Below are 19,127 nucleotides of genomic sequence, written 5' to 3'. Positions count from 1 at the left end.
ACGTCCTATTCGAACACCCCGAAGCCCGCGACGGCGTGGGCCCGGACGCCGTCCAGGTCGGGTTCCACCCCGATGCCGGGCGTCTCGGGCAGCGTTATGTAGCCGTCCTTGACGATCGAGCCGCTTCCGTCGGGGGCGTGGACGTAGCTGTCCCACACCGCGCGCTCCTCCAGGGCGTGCCATTCCTGGACGAAGAAGTTCGGGATCGCCGCGCACTGGTGGGACGTGGCCATCGTGCCCAGCGGGGTCGAGACCAGGTGCGGGGCGAACGGGATGTAGTGCAGCTCCGCGAGGTTGGCGATCTTCTTCGCCTCGGCGAGGCCGCCGCACTTGGGCACGTCCGGCTCGATCACGTCCACCGCGCCGCGTTCGAGCAGGTCGCGGAAGCCCCAGCGCAGGTACAGGTTTTCCCCGGCGCAGATCGGGGTGCGGGTCTGCGCGCGCACCCGCACCAGTGCGTCGACGTTCTCCGCCGGCACCGGTTCCTCCAGCCACATCAGGCGGAACGGCTCGAGTTCCCACGAGATCCGGCACGCGCTCGGCACGTCGTAGCGGGCGTGCAGGTCGATGGCCAGATCGACGTCCGGGCCGATCGCGTCCCGGACGGCGGCCACGCGCTCCACCATCGAGCGCAGCTCCGCGGCGTTGACCGTGTGGTTGAAATCGTCGAACTTGTCCGGGTGGCGCAGGTCGTCGATGTCGAACTTCAGGGCGGTGAAGCCTTCGGCGACCATCCGCTGGGCCCGGTCGACGCACCCGGCGACCGACCCCGCCGGGTCGTCGCCGTCGCCGCAGTCGGCGTACAGCCGGATGCGGTCGCGGAACTTCCCGCCGAGCAGCCGGTGCACCGGCTGGCCCGCGGCCTTGCCCGCGAGGTCCCACAGCGCCAGCTCGATCCCGGACAGGGCGATCACGAACACCCCGCCCTGTGCGCCCGCGAAAACCTTGCTGCGGCGCAGCTTCTCCCAGCACCGCTCGACGTTGCGCGGGTCCTCGCCGAGCAGCAGCGGCGTCAGCGACCCGATCATCCCGACGACGGCGGCCGCGCCCGCGTCGGGGTTCGCCTCGCCGAACCCGCTGAGCCCCTCGTCGGTGTCGATCCGCACCAGCGTCGCCTGGCCGTGGTAGGCCACCACCGCCGTCGTGACGTTCACGATCCGCATTGTTCTCCCGCCGCCGGGTGGTGCGTATGAACGGACTAACGCGACGTCCAACTTGTCCTATAAGCTGCTCACATGCCAAGGAGACAAGAGTCTCCGGACGCTGTCAAGGTCCGGACCCTTCCGGTGCAGGTGGCGGCCCACCTGACCCGGCGGATCGTCCGCGGCGAAATCGACGAGGGCCGGGCGCCGTCGGAGATCGAGATCTCGGGTGAGTTCGGGGTGTCCCGCGTGGTCGCGCGGGAGACGCTCAAGATCCTCGCCTCGCTCGACATCGTCGACGTCGCGCAGGGCCGCCGGGTCGCCGTCCGGCCCCGCGCGGAGTGGGACTACCTGAGCCCGTTGCTGATCGAGTGGCTGCCCACGGAGATCGTCGACGAGCTGCTGCAGGAACTGCACCAGATGCGCGCCCTGCTGGAGCCCGAGCTCGCCGCGATGGCGGCGGCCAGCATCACCGACGAAACCCTGGGGCGGCTGGAAAACGAGATCGGGCGGATGGCGGCCCTCGAGACCGATCCCGACGCCTACCTCGAAGTCGACCACGAATTCCACATGGAGATCTGCCGGGCGGCGGACAACCGCATCCTCGACCGGATCATGTACTCCGCCCGCTGGCTCGGCACGGCCAGCCGCCGCCTCACGAACGCGGCGCCGGCCGGGCTGCGCCGAGCCACCGCCGAACACACGGAAATCTACGAGGCCCTCGTGGCCCGTGATCCCGAAGGCGCCCGCGCCGCGATGCGCCGGCACCTGAGCAACAACTACTCCACGCTCCTGTCCGAAAAGGAGCAGCGAAGCAAGCGGGCCGCCAAGCGGCGTTAGGCACTGCACGACCGAGATCCGTGACCTGCTGACGAGGACGGACGAGGCATGGCAGCACCGGGGATCCCGCCCATCCGGCTGGGGCTGATCGGCACCGGGCTCGCGGTCGAGAAGCTGCACTGGCCGGCGTTGCGCGGGCTCGCCGACCGGTACGTCGTCACCGCGTTCACCGACCCTTCCGACGAGCAGCGCAGGCGCTTCACCGGCTACAGCGGGACCGACCCGGCCCTGGCCACCGCCGACCGCGGCGCGTTGCTGGCCCGCGACGACGTGGACGCCGTGCTCGTCTCGGTGCCCATCCCGCACCTGTACGAAGTGGCGCGCGACGCGCTCGACGCGGGCAAGGACGTGTTCTGCGAAAAGCCGGCCGGCGTCGACGCGCAGCAGGCCGCGGCCTTCCTCGCGCTGGCGGCCGCGCACGCCGACCGCACGTTCGTGGTGGGGGAGAACTACTTCTACCGCGACGACCTGCGCTACGCCCGGGCGTTGCTCGACGACGGCGCGATCGGCCGCCTGCACCTGATGGCGTGGCGGTACGCCGGCCAGTCGGTGCCCCGGCCCGGCGGGTTCACCAGCACGCCGTGGCGGCACCGGCCGCAGTACCGCGGTGGCGTGCACCTCGACTTCGGCGTGCACCACATCGCCCAGATCCGGCTGCTGTGCGGCGACATCGCGCGGGTGCACGGTGCCGTGCAGGCGGCCAACAGCACGATCGACGCGCCGTCGGACCTCGCGCTCACCCTCGTCTTCACCGGAGGTGCCATCGGCAGCTACACCGCGTCCTTCCCCGAAATCCCGCTGCCGCCGGAGCCCAACGACATGCGGCTCTACGGCACCGAGGGCATGCTCGTGCTCGCCGGCTCCGAGTCGGAGCGCCGCGTGACGCGCAGCAGCCCCGACGCCACCAGCCACACGACCGTCTTCCGCGGCAGCGACAACGGCTACCGCGCGGAGCTCGCCGACTTCGCCGACGCCGTGCAGTTCGGCGCGCGGCCGGCCGGCAGCGTCGCGCAGAGCGTGGCCAACGCGCTGGTCGTCCAGCGGGCGCTCGATTCCGCGGAACAGGCGGCCGCCGTGGCGCTCGAACCCGTGCCCGGCGCCGGCCCGGTCCCGCTGTGGCGGCCCCGCGGCTCGGCCGGGCTGTTCGACGGCCTGCCCGGACAGCGCATCAGCAGTTCGGCGTCCTTCGCCGCATGAACGACCCCAGCTTCGAAGATCCGCAGCGCGGCGCTCGCCTCGCTGTCCCGCCGGTTGCAGAGTGGCCCCGTCGGTACGAGGAGTTGTCATGGAAGAGAAGAACGACCTGTCGAGACGCACGTTCCTGGGGTTGAGCGCGGTGGGCGTGCTCGGTCTCGCCGGCTGCAGCAGCGGCCCCGCACCCGCGCCCCAGGTCGACGTCCAGGTGCCCCAGCCCCTGCTCGACCAGGCGGCCGCGCTCCGCGGCGGGTCCGTGGGGATGCTCTCGCAGAAGCTGTATTCGGAGGCCGCCAACAAGGCGCTGGACAAGTCGCTGCAGGCGTTCGCCCAGGCCACCGGCACCACGATCCGCAACGACCTGGTCTCCGGCGACGCCGGCGACATGGTCGCGAAGATGGACGCCGAGGTGAAGGCGGGCACCAACCGCGACCTGGCCTTCGTGAGCGACCGGCGGTTCGTCGGCCAGCTGCACAACCTCGGTGCCCTGACCGACGTCACCGACGTGGTCGACGACATGAAAGCGCTTTACGGCGAGCCCGCGACCGAGGCGAACGACTACTGCGTGTTCGACGGCCGCTGGTTCGCGATCCCGTACCACTTCATCGCGTCCGGAATGTACCTGCGCAAGGACTGGTACCAGGAGAAGGGTCTCCCGCTCAAGCCCTACTACACGTGGGAAGAGCTGCGCGACAACGCGTTGGCGGTCTCCGACCCGGCGAAGCGGCGCTTCGGCTGGGGACTCACGGTGAACCGCTCCGGCGACGCCAACGGCTTCATCCAGAACGTCATCAACACCTACGGCGGGGCGATCGCGGACAACACGGGCACGAAGGTGGTGTTCAATTCGCCGGAGACCGTCGCCGCCGTCACGTTCATCGGCGACATCTACACGAACCCGAAGTACGCGCCGATGCTGCCACCCGGGATCGGGAGCTGGACCGACTCGAGCAACAACGAGAACTGGCTGGCCCAGATCCTCGGGCTCACGCTCAACCAGTTCAGCGTCTACGCCGACTCGAAGACCAAGAAGAACCCGGTCTACGCCAACACCCACGTGTTCAACGGCGCCACCGGACCGGCGATCGACCGGCCGCTCGCGTTCGGCGAATCCAACTCGTTCGTCGTGTTCAAGGGAGCGAAGAACCCCGCGCTCGCCAAGCTGGTGGCGAAGTTCATGGTCGGCGGGAGCGCGCTGCTGGGGGTCGCGAAGGGCGCGCCGTGCCTGGTCAACCCGTCCTGGAGCAAGGTGTGGGACTCCGACCCGTACTACACCACGGGTGACCCGGCCTTCCCCGCCTTGCGGGAGCAGACCCGCGCGCAGCTCCCGGTGAAGACCCGGACCGGCTACGCCTTCCCCCAGGCCCCGAGCCCCGGCGAGCAGGCCGCCCTCGCCGCCTACCTGCTGACCGACATGATGCAGTCGGTCATCCAGGGCACCAAGCCGGCCGACGCCGTCGCCGCGACCCACGGCCGGATCGTGCAGATCTTCGAGCAACAGGGCTACCGGCAATGACCACCCTGCGCCAGCGTCCGGCGCCGGCCCGGCCGGCGCGGGCCGCGTCGTCCTCGCTCACCAGGTCCCAGCGGCTGCTCGGGCGCGACTGGCGGCTCGCCGCGGTGTTCACCGGACCGACGCTGGCGCTGGTGGCCGGCCTGATCCTGGTGCCGATCGGCAGCTCGATCGTCACCAGCGTCACCGAACGCCACGGTGCCGAGACCGTCTTCGCCGGGCTGGACAACTACACCGCCCTCATCGGCGACAGCCTGTTCCACCACGGCGTGCTCAACTCGTTCGTCTTCACCGCCTACGCCGAGATCTTCAAGGTGACCCTCGGGCTCATCGCGGCGTTGATGCTGCACCACGTGCGCCGCGGCCGGGCGATCATCGCCGGGATGATCCTGCTGCCGTGGGTGATCCCGACCGTCGTCACCGCCTTCACCTGGCGGTCCCTGCTCGACCCGGTCTTCGGCAGCGTCAACGTCCTGCTCACCGAATCGGGGATCGGGCCCGCCCTCGCCTCGATCGGGCTCGTCGACAAGTGGCCCGCTGAGTGGCTGTCCGATCCCGCGCTCGCCATGCCGGCGGTCATCCTGGTCAACGTCTGGAAGGGCATCCCGTTCTTCACGGTGACGTTCCTCGCCGGGCTCAAGGCCATCGACGGCAACCTCCACGAGGCGGCGATGGTGGACGGCGCCTCGCCGTGGCAGCGCTTCCTGCACATCACGCTGCCGGGGCTGCGCAACGTCATGATCGTGACGGTCCTGCTGTCCTCGATCTGGACGTTCAACAACTTCGACCTGATCTGGCTGATGACCCAGGGCGGGCCGGGGGACGCCACCGCCCCGTACGTGATGGTGGCGTATTCGAAGGCGATCCAGCAGCTGCAGCTGGGTGCGGGCGCCGCGGTCACGCTGGTGATGCTGCCGGTGATCGGCGTCCTCGTGGTGATCCTCGTGCGGATGATGCGCCGCAGCGACCTGCCCGGCGCGGCCGATCTCGGTCGGCGGCGGCTGACCGCCGGGCAGCGGCGGGCGCTGCCGTGGGCGATCGCCGCCGGCGTGGTGCTCGTGCTGGCCTGGGCGTCACCGCACATCGCCTGGAAGGCCGCGCTCGTGCTGGGGGTGTTCGTGGCGCTGGCGGCCATCGTCGGCCGGGTCGTCTCCGGGTTCGCCACGCGGGGCAACCGGGTGGCCGCGCGCCTGGTCGGGGGCGGCGGCTCGGGCATCGCGCTCGTCGCCCTGCTGGCCTTCGTCCTCGCCCCGCTCTACTGGATGACGGTCACGGCGTTCAAGTCCGACGACCAGATCGTCGCGCGCACCGACGACCTCTGGCCGACGCCGTGGACCACCGAGCAGTTCACCAACCTGTTCACCGGCCGGGCGTTCGGGACCTGGTACGTCAACACGATCCTGGTGTCGGTGGCGTCCACCGTGATCGCGCTGGTCTGCGCGGCGCTGGCCGGGTACGCGCTGGCCCGGCTGAAGTTCCGGGGTTCGGAGAGCGTCACGGTGACGATCCTGCTCACCTACGTGATGCCGGGCGCGCTGCTGTTCATCCCGCTGTACCAGCTGATGAGCGGCATCGGGCTCAACGATTCGCTGTGGTCGCTCGTGCTCGCCTACCCGACGTTCACCCTGCCCTTCGCGACCTGGCTGCTCGTCGGCTACTTCAAGTCGATCCCGGCCGACCTCGAGGAGGCCGCACTGGTCGACGGCTGCACGCGGTTCGGGGCGTTCCTGCGGATCGTGCTGCCGCTGGCCAAACCGGGCCTGCTCGCGGTCGCGCTGTTCACGCTGACCAACGCGTGGAACGAATTCCTGTTCGCCTTCGTGTTCATCACCAAGGACGACTACAAGACGCTGCCGGTCGGCATGCAGTCGATGATCTTCGGGGACGTCGTGCCGCAGGGGCAGCTGGCCGCGGCCTCGCTGCTGGTCAGCATCCCGGTGGTGCTCATGTACGGCTTCGGGCAGCGGTTCCTGACCGAAGGCCTGACCGCGGGCGCGGTGAAGGGATGAGCGCGATCACCGAAGAGCACGTCCCGACGGCGTCCCGGCCCAGCGACCTGCGGATCACCGACCTGCGGGTGGCGAACGTGGCCGGGGTGCCGTTCCGCTCGTCGATCATCCGGATCGACACCAACCAGGGCCTGTCCGGCTACGGGGAGGTGCGCGACCAGGCCAGCGCCACCTACGCGCTCGTGCTCAAGAGCAGGCTCGTCGGGGAGAACCCCTGCAACGTCGGCAAGATCTTCCGCAAGATCAAGCAGTTCGGCCACCACGGCCGCCAGGGCGGCGGGGTCTCCGGCGTCGAAATGGCGCTGACGGACCTGGCGGGCAAGGCGTACGGCGTGCCCGCGTACGCGCTGCTCGGGGGCCGGTTCCGGGACGAGGTCCGGTGCTACGCGGACACGCCGGCGGTGGCGGACCCGCACGAGATGGGCGCCCGCCTGCTGGAGCGCAAGCGGCGCGGGTTCACCATGCTGAAGATGGACGTCGGCATCGACCTGCTGTGGGACGTGCCCGGCGCGCTGATCGCGCCGCCGGGTGCCCGCGCGGACGTCACGACGATGCACCCCTTCACCGGCATCCAGGTGACGGCGAAGGGCGTCGACCACCTGGTGTCCTATGTGGACATCGTCCGGTCGGTCGTCGGCTACGACGTCGCGCTCGCCGCCGACCACTTCGGCCACATCGCCCTCGACTCGGGCATCCGGATCGGCCGCGCGCTGGAACCGTTCACCCTGGCCTGGATCGAGGACCTGATCCCGTGGCAGCTGACCGGCCAGTGGCGCCGGCTCACCGAGGCGGTCGCCGTCCCGACGTGCACGGGGGAGGACATCTACCTCGTGGAGGGCTTCCGCCCGCTGCTGGACGCGGACGCGATCCGCATCGTGCACCCCGACCCGGCGACGGCGGGCGGCATCGCGGAGACCAAGCGCCTCGGCGACTACGCGCAGGAGCGCGGGATCCCGATGGCCCTGCACCTGGCGGCGTCCCCGATCGCGACGATGGCGTGCGTGCACCTGGCCGCCGCGACGGAGAACTTCCTCGCGCTCGAACACCACGCGGCCGACGTGGCCTTCTGGAGCGACCTCGTCACCGGCCCCCTGATCCGCAACGGCCACATCACCGTGCCGGACACCCCGGGCCTGGGCTTCGGCGACCTCAACGAGGACCTGCTGCGCCACCACCTCGACCCCCGCGACCCGGTGTTCTTCGCCGAGACGACGCACTGGGACGCGGAGTCCAGCCACGACCGGCTGTGGAGCTAGGCGCGGCCCTGCTCGGCGCGCCAGCGCTCGTACTCGGGCCGGGCCTCGTCCGACAGCGGGTAGTACCGCCGCAGATCGCCGCCCTCGGCCAGCCGGATCCGGGAGAACTCCTCCCATTCCGCGTGCTCCTGGGCGTGGGCCACCAGGGTGGGGGCGAGCTTCGCCGGCACCACGACGGCCCCGTCGTCGTCGGCGACGACGATGTCGCCCGGCTCGACGACCGTGCCGCCGCAGGCGATCGGCACGTTGACGGCGGCCGGGACGATGCCGGTCTGGGCGTGGAAGTTCGGGGTGGCGCCCCGGATCCACAGCCCGAGGCCGAGCTGCTTGGCCTCGCCGGTGTCACGCAGGCAGCCGTCGACGACCACGCCGGCGCCGCCGCGGCCCTTGAAGTAGGTCAGCATCATCTCGCCGAACACGCCGCTGCTCATGTCCCCGCGCGCGTCGACGACGATCATGTCGCCGGGCCGGGTGTGGTACATGACGTGCCGGTGCAGCTGTTTCTCCGGTTCTTCGTACTCGTCGACCGGGTAGAGGTCCTCCCGTTTCGGCAGGAACTGCAGCGTCAGCGCGGGTCCGGCCACGCGCACCCCGGGGGTCACCGAAACCGGGCCGCGGATGAAGGCGCTGCGGATGCCCATCCGGCTGAGCTCGCCGCTGGCCGTCGCGCTGCCGATGGCCGCGATGGCCGCGCTGAGTTCGGCGGGCGGGCGGGTGATGTCGGGCGTTTCGACCACGTCGGTAGCTCCCTCGGATCCGCGCTGACCGCAACCATCGGAGATCTTCGAGCCTAGTCCGGCGAAGCGGCTTCCGTAACGGGCGGAGGCGAGCGGACGACCTCCCCGGATGACCGAAGACGGCCCCGCCCGCGAGCCCGGCGTGCTCTCGCACGTGCACAACACCGTGTCCGGCCGGACCGTTCCGGGCGTGGTGATCCAGGCCGGCACCGTGGCCGGGGTCGTCCACCAGCAGCTGCCGCCGTACCGGATGCCGATCCCGCGGCAGCTGCCGCCCGCGCCCGCGCAGTTCGTCGGCCGCCGGTCCGAACTGGACCGGCTCACCGCCGTGCTGGACGCCGGGGCGGCCCCGGCGGGCGCCGCCGTCGTGATCTCCGCGCTGGCCGGGACCGGGGGCATCGGGAAGACCGCGCTGGCCCTGCACTGGGCGCACGCCAACCAGGACCGGTTCCCCGACGGCCAGCTCTTCGTCGACCTGCAGGCCTTTTCCCCGGCGGGGGCGCCGCTGGAGCCGGCGGTCGCGGTGCGCGGGTTCCTGGACGCCTTCGGCGTCGACCCCGGGCGGATCCCCGGTCCGCTGCACGCCCAGGTCGGGCTGTACCGGAGCCTGGTCGACGGCAGGCGCATGCTGATCATGCTGGACAACGCGGCCGACGCCGACCAGGTGCGGTCGCTGCTGCCGGGGAGCCCGTCCTGCACCGTGATCGTCACCAGCCGGCGCCGGCTCGCCGGGCTGGTCAGTGTCCACGTCAGCCTGCTGGATCTCGACGTGCTGCCCGCCGCCGACGCCCGGAGCCTGCTGGCGAGCCAGCTCGGCCCGCAGCGGCCGGCGGCCGAGCCGCAAGCGGTGGCCGATCTGCTGGCCTGGTGCGCGGGGCTCCCGCTGGCGATCCGGATCGTCGCCGCCCGGACCCAGCAGCAGCCCGGTTTCCCCCTCGCCGTCCTGGCCGAGGAGCTGCGCGACGCGGCCGCCCGGCTGGACGGGCTGGACGCCGGGGACCTGCACTCGAACCTGCGGGTCGTCCTGTCGTGGTCGGCCCGCGCCCTGAGCGCCACGGCGGCGAACCTGCTCGGGCTGCTGGCGATCGCGCCCGGCCCGGACATCAGCCTGCCCGCCGTCGCCGCGCTGGCGGCCCTCCCGGTGTCCCGCGTGCGGCTGGTGCTGCGCGAGCTGGAATGCGCGTCCCTGGCCCAGCAGCACGTCCCCGGCCGGTACCGGATGCACGACCTCATCCGCCTGTTCGCCGCGGACTCCGGCCACGGGCGCGAGGACGGCGGGACGCGGGCGGCGGCGCTGCGGCGGGTGATCGAGTTCCACCTCCACCTCGCCCACGCCGCCGACCGCCTCCTGGACCCGCACCGCCCGCCCAGCCGCCTCGGGCCGCCCGCGCCCGGGGTGCCCGAGCCGCCGCTGTCCGACGCCTCGGCGGCGATGACCTGGCTGGACACCGAACACCCGACCCTGCTGGCGGCCCACCACGCCGCCGCCGGGAAGGGCTGGCACGACGCGGTGTGGCAGCTGGCCTGGGCGCTGGACACGTTCCACTTCCGGCGGGGACACCGCCGCGACCGGGTCCGGGTGTGGGAAGCGGCGCTGGCGGCCGCGGAGCACCTGGCCGACCCGGTCGCCCGCATCGACGCGCACCAGCACCTCGGCCACGCCTTCACCGCGCTGGGCCGCCCCGGGGAAGGCATCGAGCACCTGCAGAGCGCCCTCGACCTGGCCACGCACCACCGCGACACCGACCGGCAGGCCCAGAGCCACCGGAACCTCGCGTGGGCGTGGGAACACGCGGGAGACAACCGGCAGGCCCTGGTGCACGCCGTGCGCGCCCGGGACCTGTTCCGCGTGCTCGGCCAGCCGGTGCTGGAAGCGTTCACGATCAACGCGGAGGGCTGGCTCGCGGCCCGGCTGGGCCAGTACGACACCGGCCGCCGCCGGTGCCTGGCGGCGCTGGCCCTGCACCGGCAGCACGGCAACCCGATCGGCGAGGCGAAAACCCTGGACAGCCTCGGTTACATCGCCCACCACACCGGCGACTACCGGCAGGCGATCGACTGCTACGGGCAGGCCGTCGTCCTGCACCGGACCCTCGGCAACACGACCGAGGCCGTCAACACCCTCGATCGGCTCGGCCATCCGCACCTCGCCCTCGGCGAGGCCGGCTTGGCCCGCGCGGTGTGGCAGGAAGCCCGGCAGATGTACCAGGACCAGGGCCGTGACACCGACGCCGCTCGCGTCCAGCGGCTCCTCGACGACCTCGAGACTTCGACGGTGGCCGATTCCACCTGAATACGTCACTTCTGACCGGTTTCCCCGGGCGCGAACGCGGTTGAACCGGCACCGTCCGCTGCCCGACAATGGGCGGAGTGGCCGGTGCCGTTTCGGCGGCTGACCGTTTCCAGGGGGAGGAAATGGGCGGTAACGCCTTCGGCGAGCTTTTGCGCGACTGCCGGCTCTCGGCCGGCTGGACGCAGGACGAGCTGGCCGGCCGGTCCGGGGTGTCGGCTCACTCGATCAGCGTGCTGGAGGCGGGGCGGCGGCAGCCACGGCTGTCCTCGGTGAGCCTGCTCGCCGAAGCCCTCGCCCTCGATCCACACCGCCGCGAACAGCTGCTCGCGGCGGCGCGCACAGGCACCGCGCCGGTCCCGCCCCCGGAACCGGCCACCGGGCCGGAGCCGGTGCTGCCGCGGGCCGTGGTGCCGCGGCAGCTGCCCGGTGCGGTGGCGGGGTTCGCCGGCCGGGCTCCCCAGCTGAAGGAACTCACCGGGCTGCTGGACCGCAACGACACCGTGGCGATCAACGGCACCGCGGGGGTCGGCAAGACGGCGCTCGCCCTGCACTGGTCGCACCGGGTCGCGGACCGGTTCCCCGACGGGCAGCTCTACGTCAACCTCCGGGGCTTCGACCCCAGCGGCCGGCCGGTCCCGCCGGCCGAAGCCATCCGCGGTTTCCTCGACGCACTCGGCGTGCCGGCCCAGCGGATCCCGGCCGGGCTGCCCGAACAGGCGGCCCTGTACCGGTCGCAGCTGGCCGGCCGGCGGATCCTCGTCGTGCTGGACAACGCCCGCGACACGAGCCAGGTCCGGCCGCTGCTGCCCGGCTCGTCCCGGTGCCTGACCGTCGTCACCAGCCGCGACCACCTCGGCGGGCTGATCGTCAGCGAAGGAGCGCGGGCCCTGCCGCTGGACCTGATGACCACCGCCGAGGCCCACGACCTGCTGGCGAGCCGGCTGGGCCCGGAACGGCTCGCGGCCGAACCGCAGGCCGCCGGGGACCTGGTCGAGCTGTGCGTGCACCTGCCCCTGGCGCTGAGCATCGTCGCCGCGCGGGCCACCCTCGCCCCCGGCCTGTCGCTGGCCGAGCTGGCCCGGCAGCTGCGCGACGTCCGCGACCGGCTGGGCGCCTTGGACATCGGTGACACCAGCGTCGACCTCGGCGCGGTGTTCTCGTGGTCCTATCGGACGCTGAGCGCCGCGGCGGCCCGGATGTTCCGGCTGCTGAGCCTGCACCCCGGCCCGGTCATCTCGCTGTCGGCCGCCACCAGCCTCGCCGGAACCGGACCCGGCCGGGCGCGCGCGGCCCTGGCCGAACTGGTCAAGGCGCAGCTGCTCACCGAACCGGGCCCCGGCCGGTTCACCTACCACGACCTGCTGCGGGCCTACTCGGCCGACCGGGGCCGCCGGGAGGAGACCGGGCCGGCGCGGCGCGCCGCCCTGCACCGCATGCTCGATCACTACCTGCACACCGCGCACGCCGCGACGCTGCTGCTCAACCCGCCCAACGACCGGCTGTCCCTGACCGCGCCCCAGCCCGGGGCCGTCGTCGACGAACTCGCCGACGACGAGCACGCCTGGCAGTGGTTCACGACCGAGCGCCCGGTGTTCGCCGCCGCCGTCGACCGAGCCACCGACGCCGGCTTCGACACCCACGCCTGGCAACTCGCCTGCAGCGTCGCCACCTTCTGCATCCGCGCCGGGCACTGGACCCCCATGGTCGCCACCCAGCACGTCGCGATCGCCGCCGCCGAACGCGCCGGCGATCCGCACGGGCAGGCCTGGTCCCTGCGTGAACTGGGCCGCGCCTGCATCCGGCTCGGCCGCCACGCCGACGCCCGGGCCGCGCTGCAGCGCGCCCTCGCCCTCGACCGGCGGCTCGGCGACCTGATCGGGCAGGCCCGCAGCCACAACAACCTCGGCATCGTCTTCTACGCCCAAGGCGCCCACCCGCAGGCCCTGGAAGAGGGCGAGACGGCCTACGCGTTGTTCCACGCGGCCCGGCACCGGGCGGGCCAGGCCGAAGCGCTCAACGCGATCGGCTGGATGCAGGTCCAGCTCGGCAACCCCGCCGAAGCGCTGCGTTCGTGCTCGCGAGCCCTCGAACTGCACCGGGCGGTCGGCAGCAGGCACGGCGAGGCCGACACCTGGGACAGCCTCGGCCACGCCCACCACCACCTCGGCCGGCACGAGCAGGCCGCCGCCTGCTACCACAACGCCCTGGAGCTGTTCCGCAAACTGGGCGCCCGCCACCCCCAGGCCGACACCCTCATCCGCCTCGGCGAAACCCACCAGGCCGCGGGCGACACCGCGGCAGCACACCAGGCCTGGCAACAGGCCCTGCCCATCCTCGACGACCTGCACCACCCCGACGCCGACGTGCTCCGCGCCCGTGTTCTGCCGCTCCAGCGGTGAAACCCGGCCCGCGCGCAGCTCACCGGCCTACGCCGGCACGCTCGCGACCACGACCATCCGCCGGTGGTCAGCGGCCGGCCGTCTTCGCCGTAGCCGGACACCGCGTCGAACCCGGCCGCGAGGAGCCAGTCGCGGAGCTCGGGATAGGCGAACAACCGCTTGACGAACCGGATCCGGCGCGTCCGGCCGTCGCGGACCACCGTGCGCTCCGCCTCGAGGCGGCCGGTCGGCGCGTCCAGCCGGTACCGGTCGACGAGCATGTCGTCGTCGCCCCGCGTGGCCACCACCCGGGACGGGGTGTACGCCGCCAGGAACGCGGTGAGGTTGTCCAGGTCCATCGCCAGCCGGCCGCCCGGCCGCAGGCCGACGGCGATGCCCCGCAGGGTGGCGCGGTTGGTGCTGTCGTCGAAGTACCCGAACGCCGTCGACCAGCTGACCACCCGGTCGAAGCGGGCGGTCCACGGCAGCCGGCGCATGTCGCCGAGCACGTACTCGACGTCGGCGCGGGCGCGGGCGCGGTCCAGGAACACCCGCCGAGAGGAGTCCAGGCCCGTGACCCGGCAGCCGCGGGCGGCCAGGCGGTTCGCCAGGTCACCGGTCCGCAGGCGAGGTCCAGCACACGCAGGTCCAGCAACCGCCCCGTCAGTTTCGCGGCGGTTCGCCTGGGCCGTCCGCGGCGACGGCCTCGCCGGCCGGTGCGAAGAAGGGCAAGTAGTCGTCCTTTTGGCGAAGCCGGTCCGATCCTGATTGACTCTCGGACGAAGCACCGACATCGATCTCTGGAGGACGCATGCCCGTCTCGAAGGCCCACGCGAACTGGAACGGCGACATCCCCACCGGATCCGGGCAGTTCACCGCGGGCGGCGGAAGCATCAGCGGGGGCGTCACCTACAAGTCCCGCTTCGAGGACGGCCCCGGGTCCAACCCGGAGCAGCTCATCGCCGCCGCGCACGCGTCCTGCTTCTCGATGGCCCTCGCGAGCACCCTGGCCGGCGCCGGCTTCCCGGCCGAGTCGATCGAAACCGATGCGGCGGTGACGTTGCGGCCGGTCGACGGGGCGCCGACGATCCTCAAGATCGAGCTGACGACGCAGGGCCGCGTGGCCGGCGTCGACGAGGCGCAGTTCCGCGAGTACGCCGAGCAGGCCAAGGCGAACTGCCCGGTCAGCCGCGCGCTGGCCGGGGTCCCCGAGATCACGCTGCAGGCGACGCTCGCGGGCTGAGGCGGGCACCGCCGGCCCGGAGACCGGGCCGGCGGGCGGCTCAGCGGTGGCCGCTGATCGTGCTCGCGCCGGCGTAGCGCGCCTCGGCGCCGAGCTCTTCTTCGATGCGGATGAGCTGGTTGTACTTGGCGGTGCGGTCGGCGCGGGACAGCGAGCCGGTCTTGATCTGGCCGCAGTTGGTGGCCACCGCGAGGTCGGCGATCGTGGTGTCCTCGGTTTCGCCGGAGCGGTGGGACATGACCACGGAGTAGCCCGCCTTGTGCGCCGTTTCGACGGTGGTGAGCGTTTCGGTGAGGGTGCCGATCTGGTTGACCTTGACCAGGATCGAGTTCCCGATGCCGCGCTCGATGCCGTCGGCCAGCAGGTTGACGTTGGTGCAGAAGACGTCGTCGCCGACGAGCTGGACGCGGTCGCCGATGGTGTCGGTGAGCTGCTTCCACCCGGCGTAGTCGTCCTGGGCCACACCGTCCTCGATGGACACGATCGGGTAGCGGGCGGTGAGTTCGGCGAGGTAGGCGACGTGCTCCTCGACGCTGCGCTTGCGGCCCTCGCCGGTGTAGTCGTAGACCTCGCCGGTGTAGAACTCCGACGCGGCCGGGTCGAGCAGCAGGGCGATGTCCTCGCCGGGGGTGTAGCCGGACTGCTCGATGGCCCGCAGCACGAACTCGAGAGCTTCGTCGGCCGAGCTCAGGTTGGGCGCGAACCCGCCTTCGTCGCCGACGTTGGTGCTGTGCCCGGCGTCGTGGAGCGCCTTGCGCAGCGTGTGGAAGACCTCGGAGCCCATCCGCACCGCCTCGGCGAACGTCTCCGCGCCGACCGGCCCGATCATGAACTCCTGGAAGTCGATCGGGTTGTCCGCGTGCGCCCCGCCGTTGATGATGTTCATCATCGGCATCGGCAGCAGGTGCGCGAACACCCCGCCGGCGTACCGGTACAGCGGCAGCGAATTCGCGGCGGCGGCCGCCTTGACCACGGCGAGCGAGACGCCCAGGGTGGCGTTCGCGCCGAGCCGGGCCTTGTTCGCGGTGCCGTCGAGGTCGATCAGCGCGCGGTCGACGGTCGCCTGCGCCTCGGCGTCCAGGCCGACGATCGCCTCGGCGATCTCGGTGTTGACCGCGTCGACGGCCTTGCGCACGCCCTTGCCGTGGAACCGGGTCCGGTCCCCGTCCCGCAGTTCGACCGCTTCCCGGGTGCCGGTGGAGGCACCGGAGGGCACGGCGGCGCGGCCGAGCGAACCGTCGGCCAGTTCGACGTCGACCTCGACGGTCGGGTTCCCCCGGCTGTCCAGCACTTCCCGGCCCTTGACCCGGACGATGGCAGTCATCGCGCTCCTCGGTGAGTTCGCAGTAGCAGGGCGGCGCCACGGTGAGCCGCGAGACACCGCGAGGCTAGCAGAAATCACTGAATCGATCCCGAACTTCTTCGCGGGAGTTCTCCGTCCGGCGCCGGCGGCCCGAGACGGGCCGGCCGCGCAGCCGGAATGTCCGATGTGGACGGTGCCGTGCCGGAGAGCCGCGTTACTGTCGTGACGCCCGGCTTCACCGGCGCCGGCCGGCCATCCACTGCCAGAGGTGGGTACCGCCGGCGCTCGGGTCGTTGCGGGCCACGTAGATCCACGACCAGTGGCCCGGGAACCGGTGGCCGTTCCGGACGACCTGGTCGTAGAGCGTGACGGTCGAGCGGGGGATGAGGTCGTGCGCGTGGACGGTGTTGGCCTGCGGGTCCACCGTGTCGTCGTCCAGCGAAGCGACCAGCCACGTGGGGGGTGCCGATCGCGGCCAGTTCGGCGTCCGGGACCAGCGGCGGGTCGCCCGCCTTCCTGGCCGCGACGACGCCGCAGACCGGCACCGACGCGGCGAACGTCCGGGGGTACACGGTGGTCATCTTCAGGCTCATGTAGCCGCCGTTGCTGCAGCCGGCGACGAGAACGCGCCTGAGGTCGACCGGGCGCGTGCGGCTCACGTCGCGGATGATCTCGTGGATGAGCGGGGCGAACCGGGGACCGTCGTCCATCCAGGCGGACGTGCACTGCGGGGCGACGACGTGGGCGCCGCCGAAGATCGATTGCGCTTCCCGGGTGGCGAAGCCCAGCGCGCCCCGGTTGGCGCGCAGCGTCGTTTCGTTGTCGTAGTAGCCGTCGGGCAGGGAAGCGCCTTCACCACCGCCGTGGAGCCAGACGATCAGGGGACGCCGGTCGCCGTGTGACGCCGGGGAGTACAGCCGGTACTTCATCCCCGAACGTGAGGTGTGGTGGGTGAAAGCATCGGCTTCGGGGTTGAGCAGGCGCCCTTGGGTGAACGCGGTGAGGGTGACGGAACGGCCGTGGCGCAGGCGGACCGGGGAGTTCTGCTTGATGGTGTAGACCAGGTCGAGCCGGACGTTGCGGGCCTTGCCGTCGAGGTAGCCGAGGGTGCCGCCGCCGGCCTGGCCTTCGGCGTGGCTCAGCTCGAGCACGACATTGCCGTGGCGGTCGAGCCGGGCGGCGGTGACGGGCCGGTCGAGGTCGTAGCCGATGTCCTGGCCGCCGGTGCCGATCGGGCTGCTCGCCCGCGCGTGCACGCTGAACGTCGCGGGGGTCAGGCTCGCCGGGTCGATCGGCCCGATCCGGGCCGTCCCGACGGTGATCGAGGTGACTTGTTCGCCGCCGTCGAGCGTTTCGGCGCCGAGGGTGAAAGTCACCGCGCCGGGCTGGGCGGCCTGGGCGACGCCGGGCAGCGCAAGGCCGGCGGTGACACCCGCTCCGGCGGCCAGCGCGGTACGGCGGCTGAACGCTTTCACCATGCGAACTCCTTTGTCCGGGAAGGCATAGCGTATCGCCGCCGGCCCCGGCACTCCGACTGTCAGGCGGACGCCCGACCGATCAGAAATCCGGCGCCATCCCGTCGGTTCCGGGAGACCCTGGAACCGGTGGAAGGATCGACGACCATGACCCACGCCAGACCGCTGGGCGCCGACGAGGCCACGTTCATCGCCGCGGCCCGTTCGGGCGACACGGCACAGTTCGCGCTCATCACGGAGCGTTACCGGCGTGAGCTGCAGGTGCACTGCTACCGGATGCTCGCGAACTACGAGGACGCCCAGGACCTGACCCAGGAGACGTTCCTGCGAGCGTGGCACAAGCGGGAGTCGTTCCGGGGCCACGCGGCCCTGCGGACCTGGCTGCACCGGATCGCGACGAACGCCTGCCTCGACTTCCTCGACCGGCGCGACGACCGTACGCCCCTGCCGGGCGCGGAGGTGCGGTACCTGCAGCCGTACCCCGACCGGATGCTGCCCGAGGACCCGCAGGAATCGGTGGTGGCGCGGGAGACGATCGAGCTGGCGTTCATCGTCGCCGTCCAGCACCTGCCGCCGCGGCAGCGGGCCGCGTTCATCCTGCGTGACATCCTCGGCTGGCCCGCGTCGACGGCCGCCGGCGCGCTCGAGCTGACCGTCTCCTCGGTGACCAGCGCCCTGCAGCGGGCGCGCGTGACGATGCGCGCGCAGCTGCCCGGCCGCCGGCTCGACTGGCGCAGCCCCGCCGTCCACGAGCTGTCGAAGGAGGAGCGCGGCGTCGTGCAGGCCTACATCGACGCCCACGAGCGCAACGACCTCGACGGGCTGACCGCCTTGCTGCGCGACGACCTGCGCTTCGCGATGCTGCCCGGGCAGACCACCGTGACCACGACGGCCGGTGACGCGGTGGACGGCTGGGTCTCCGGCGGGCTCTTCCGGCGCGGCCACGACGACTGGCGCGGTGTCGTCACGACGGTCAACCGGATGCCCGCCGCCGGGCTGTACCTCCGCACCCCCGGCGACCCGGAGCACCGGCTGTTCGCCGTCGCGGTCCTGCACGTCGACGGCGGGAAGATCGCCGAGCTCACCGGGTTCGACGCCGCGGGCAAACCCTGGCTGGGCCTGCCCGCGGCCCTGTGACCCGTGCTCAGCGCCTCGTCTCGTACCGGGTCAGCACCACGCCGCCGGGGAACGTCCGCGTCTCCACGAGGTTCAGGTTCACCCGGCTGTCCAGCGCGGTGAAGAACGGCGTGCCGCCACCCACCAGCACCGGGTGGGTGGCCACGGCGTACTCGTCGACCAGCCCGGCCCGCACGGCCGCCCCGGCGAGCGTGGCGCCGCCGATGGTCATCGGGCCGCCGTCCCCGGCCTTGAGCCGGGTGATTTCGGCGACCGCGTCGCCGGTGACCAGGCGGGTGTTCTCCGCCACGACCTGGCCGATCGTGGCGGAGAACACCACCTTCGGCGTGTCCCGCCAGTTCCGCGCGAACTCGGCCTGCGCCGGGGTGGCCCCGGGCTGCTGGTCGCCGGTCGGCCAGTAGGAGCTCATCGTCTCCCACAGCTTGCGCCCGTACAGCGTCAGCGCGCTCGCCCGCTCGTGGCCGAGCCACCACTCGAACAGTTCGCCGCTCGGCTCGCTCCAGCCGATGTCATCACCGGGCGCGGCGATGTAGCCGTCCAGGGTCAGGTTCATGCCGAAGATCAGTTTCCGCATCGTGCCGGCCTCTCGTGAGTCGATTTCCCCCGT

14 protein-coding genes and 1 pseudogene are annotated in these 19,127 nt (G+C 72.1%); 9 read left to right on the top strand and 6 right to left on the bottom strand.

What is annotated here, in order from left to right; genetic code table 11:
* Positions 1 to 5: 5 nt before the first annotated feature.
* Entirely contained in the window at positions 6 to 1,163 is a 1,158-nt protein-coding gene (locus AB0J55_RS12450; RefSeq protein ID WP_364246676.1) for a mandelate racemase/muconate lactonizing enzyme family protein, read from the bottom strand.
* 72 nt (positions 1,164 to 1,235) lie between these two features.
* Between AB0J55_RS12450 and AB0J55_RS12445 the strand changes: the two genes are divergently transcribed.
* The 5 genes from AB0J55_RS12445 (at position 1,236) to AB0J55_RS12425 (ending at position 7,954) form a co-directional block, all read left to right on the top strand.
* Positions 1,236 to 1,982 (top strand): FCD domain-containing protein, encoded by a 747-nt coding sequence (locus tag AB0J55_RS12445; protein ID WP_364246673.1) that lies wholly within the window; start codon positions 1,236 to 1,238, stop codon positions 1,980 to 1,982.
* 48 nt (positions 1,983 to 2,030) lie between these two features.
* Positions 2,031 to 3,179 carry a Gfo/Idh/MocA family oxidoreductase gene (locus tag AB0J55_RS12440; protein ID WP_364246671.1) on the top strand — a complete coding sequence of 383 codons (1,149 nt, stop codon included), beginning with the start codon at positions 2,031 to 2,033 and terminating at the stop codon, positions 3,177 to 3,179.
* An 88-nt stretch (positions 3,180 to 3,267) separates the two neighbouring features.
* Positions 3,268 to 4,692, top strand: a complete 1,425-nt coding sequence (locus tag AB0J55_RS12435; protein ID WP_364246668.1) for an extracellular solute-binding protein — start codon at positions 3,268 to 3,270, stop codon at positions 4,690 to 4,692.
* Entirely contained in the window at positions 4,689 to 6,698 is a 2,010-nt protein-coding gene (locus AB0J55_RS12430) for an ABC transporter permease subunit (RefSeq protein WP_364246666.1), read from the top strand. Before AB0J55_RS12435 ends, AB0J55_RS12430 begins: the two co-directional genes overlap by 4 nt.
* On the top strand, positions 6,695 to 7,954 hold the full coding sequence (locus AB0J55_RS12425) for a mandelate racemase/muconate lactonizing enzyme family protein (RefSeq protein WP_364246664.1): 1,260 nt from the start codon (positions 6,695 to 6,697) through the stop codon (positions 7,952 to 7,954). Before AB0J55_RS12430 ends, AB0J55_RS12425 begins: the two co-directional genes overlap by 4 nt.
* Here the strand turns inward: AB0J55_RS12425 and AB0J55_RS12420 are convergent.
* Positions 7,951 to 8,691, bottom strand: a complete 741-nt coding sequence (locus AB0J55_RS12420) for a ribonuclease activity regulator RraA (RefSeq protein ID WP_364246662.1) — start codon at positions 8,689 to 8,691, stop codon at positions 7,951 to 7,953. The genes AB0J55_RS12425 and AB0J55_RS12420 overlap by 4 nt on opposite strands.
* Positions 8,692 to 8,800: 109 nt before the next feature.
* Between AB0J55_RS12420 and AB0J55_RS12415 the strand changes: the two genes are divergently transcribed.
* Together AB0J55_RS12415 and AB0J55_RS12410 are read left to right on the top strand one after the other, a co-directional pair.
* The gene (locus AB0J55_RS12415) at positions 8,801 to 10,984 is read left to right on the top strand and encodes a tetratricopeptide repeat protein (RefSeq protein ID WP_364246659.1); all 2,184 of its coding nucleotides are present in this window, start codon (positions 8,801 to 8,803) and stop codon (positions 10,982 to 10,984) included.
* A 122-nt stretch (positions 10,985 to 11,106) separates the two neighbouring features.
* The gene (locus AB0J55_RS12410) at positions 11,107 to 13,383 is read left to right on the top strand and encodes a tetratricopeptide repeat protein (RefSeq protein WP_364246656.1); all 2,277 of its coding nucleotides are present in this window, start codon (positions 11,107 to 11,109) and stop codon (positions 13,381 to 13,383) included.
* Between the two features lie 398 nt (positions 13,384 to 13,781).
* On the opposite strand, the pseudogene AB0J55_RS12405 reads toward AB0J55_RS12410, so the two are convergent.
* Positions 13,782 to 14,156, bottom strand: a pseudogene (locus AB0J55_RS12405) (class I SAM-dependent methyltransferase); the annotation flags it as partial.
* A 17-nt stretch (positions 14,157 to 14,173) separates the two neighbouring features.
* Here AB0J55_RS12405 and AB0J55_RS12400 point away from each other — a divergent pair.
* On the top strand, positions 14,174 to 14,605 hold the full coding sequence (locus AB0J55_RS12400; protein WP_329048788.1) for an OsmC family peroxiredoxin: 432 nt from the start codon (positions 14,174 to 14,176) through the stop codon (positions 14,603 to 14,605).
* A 40-nt stretch (positions 14,606 to 14,645) separates the two neighbouring features.
* Here AB0J55_RS12400 and eno read toward each other — a convergent pair whose 3' ends face one another.
* The gene (gene eno, locus AB0J55_RS12395; protein ID WP_364246652.1) at positions 14,646 to 15,929 is read right to left on the bottom strand and encodes a phosphopyruvate hydratase; all 1,284 of its coding nucleotides are present in this window, start codon (positions 15,927 to 15,929) and stop codon (positions 14,646 to 14,648) included.
* Between the two features lie 74 nt (positions 15,930 to 16,003).
* Complete coding sequence (locus AB0J55_RS12390) at positions 16,004 to 17,386, bottom strand: PHB depolymerase family esterase (RefSeq protein WP_364246649.1); 1,383 nt, start codon at positions 17,384 to 17,386, stop codon at positions 16,004 to 16,006.
* A gap of 144 nt (positions 17,387 to 17,530) precedes the next feature.
* Here AB0J55_RS12390 and AB0J55_RS12385 point away from each other — a divergent pair, with 144 nt between their 5' ends.
* Positions 17,531 to 18,520 (top strand): RNA polymerase subunit sigma-70, encoded by a 990-nt coding sequence (locus AB0J55_RS12385; protein WP_364246647.1) that lies wholly within the window; start codon positions 17,531 to 17,533, stop codon positions 18,518 to 18,520.
* 7 nt (positions 18,521 to 18,527) lie between these two features.
* Here AB0J55_RS12385 and AB0J55_RS12380 read toward each other — a convergent pair whose 3' ends face one another.
* A complete protein-coding gene (locus AB0J55_RS12380) occupies positions 18,528 to 19,094 on the bottom strand; it encodes a dihydrofolate reductase family protein (RefSeq protein ID WP_364246644.1) in 567 nt (188 codons plus the stop codon).
* Between the last annotated feature and the right edge of the window lie 33 nt (positions 19,095 to 19,127).

The sequence above is a fragment of the Amycolatopsis sp. NPDC049688 genome (genome assembly GCF_040674975.1).
Taxonomy (GTDB): domain Bacteria; phylum Actinomycetota; class Actinomycetes; order Mycobacteriales; family Pseudonocardiaceae; genus Amycolatopsis.
Note: the sequence above shows the minus strand (reverse complement) of the source record. Positions and strands in the feature narration are given on the sequence as shown.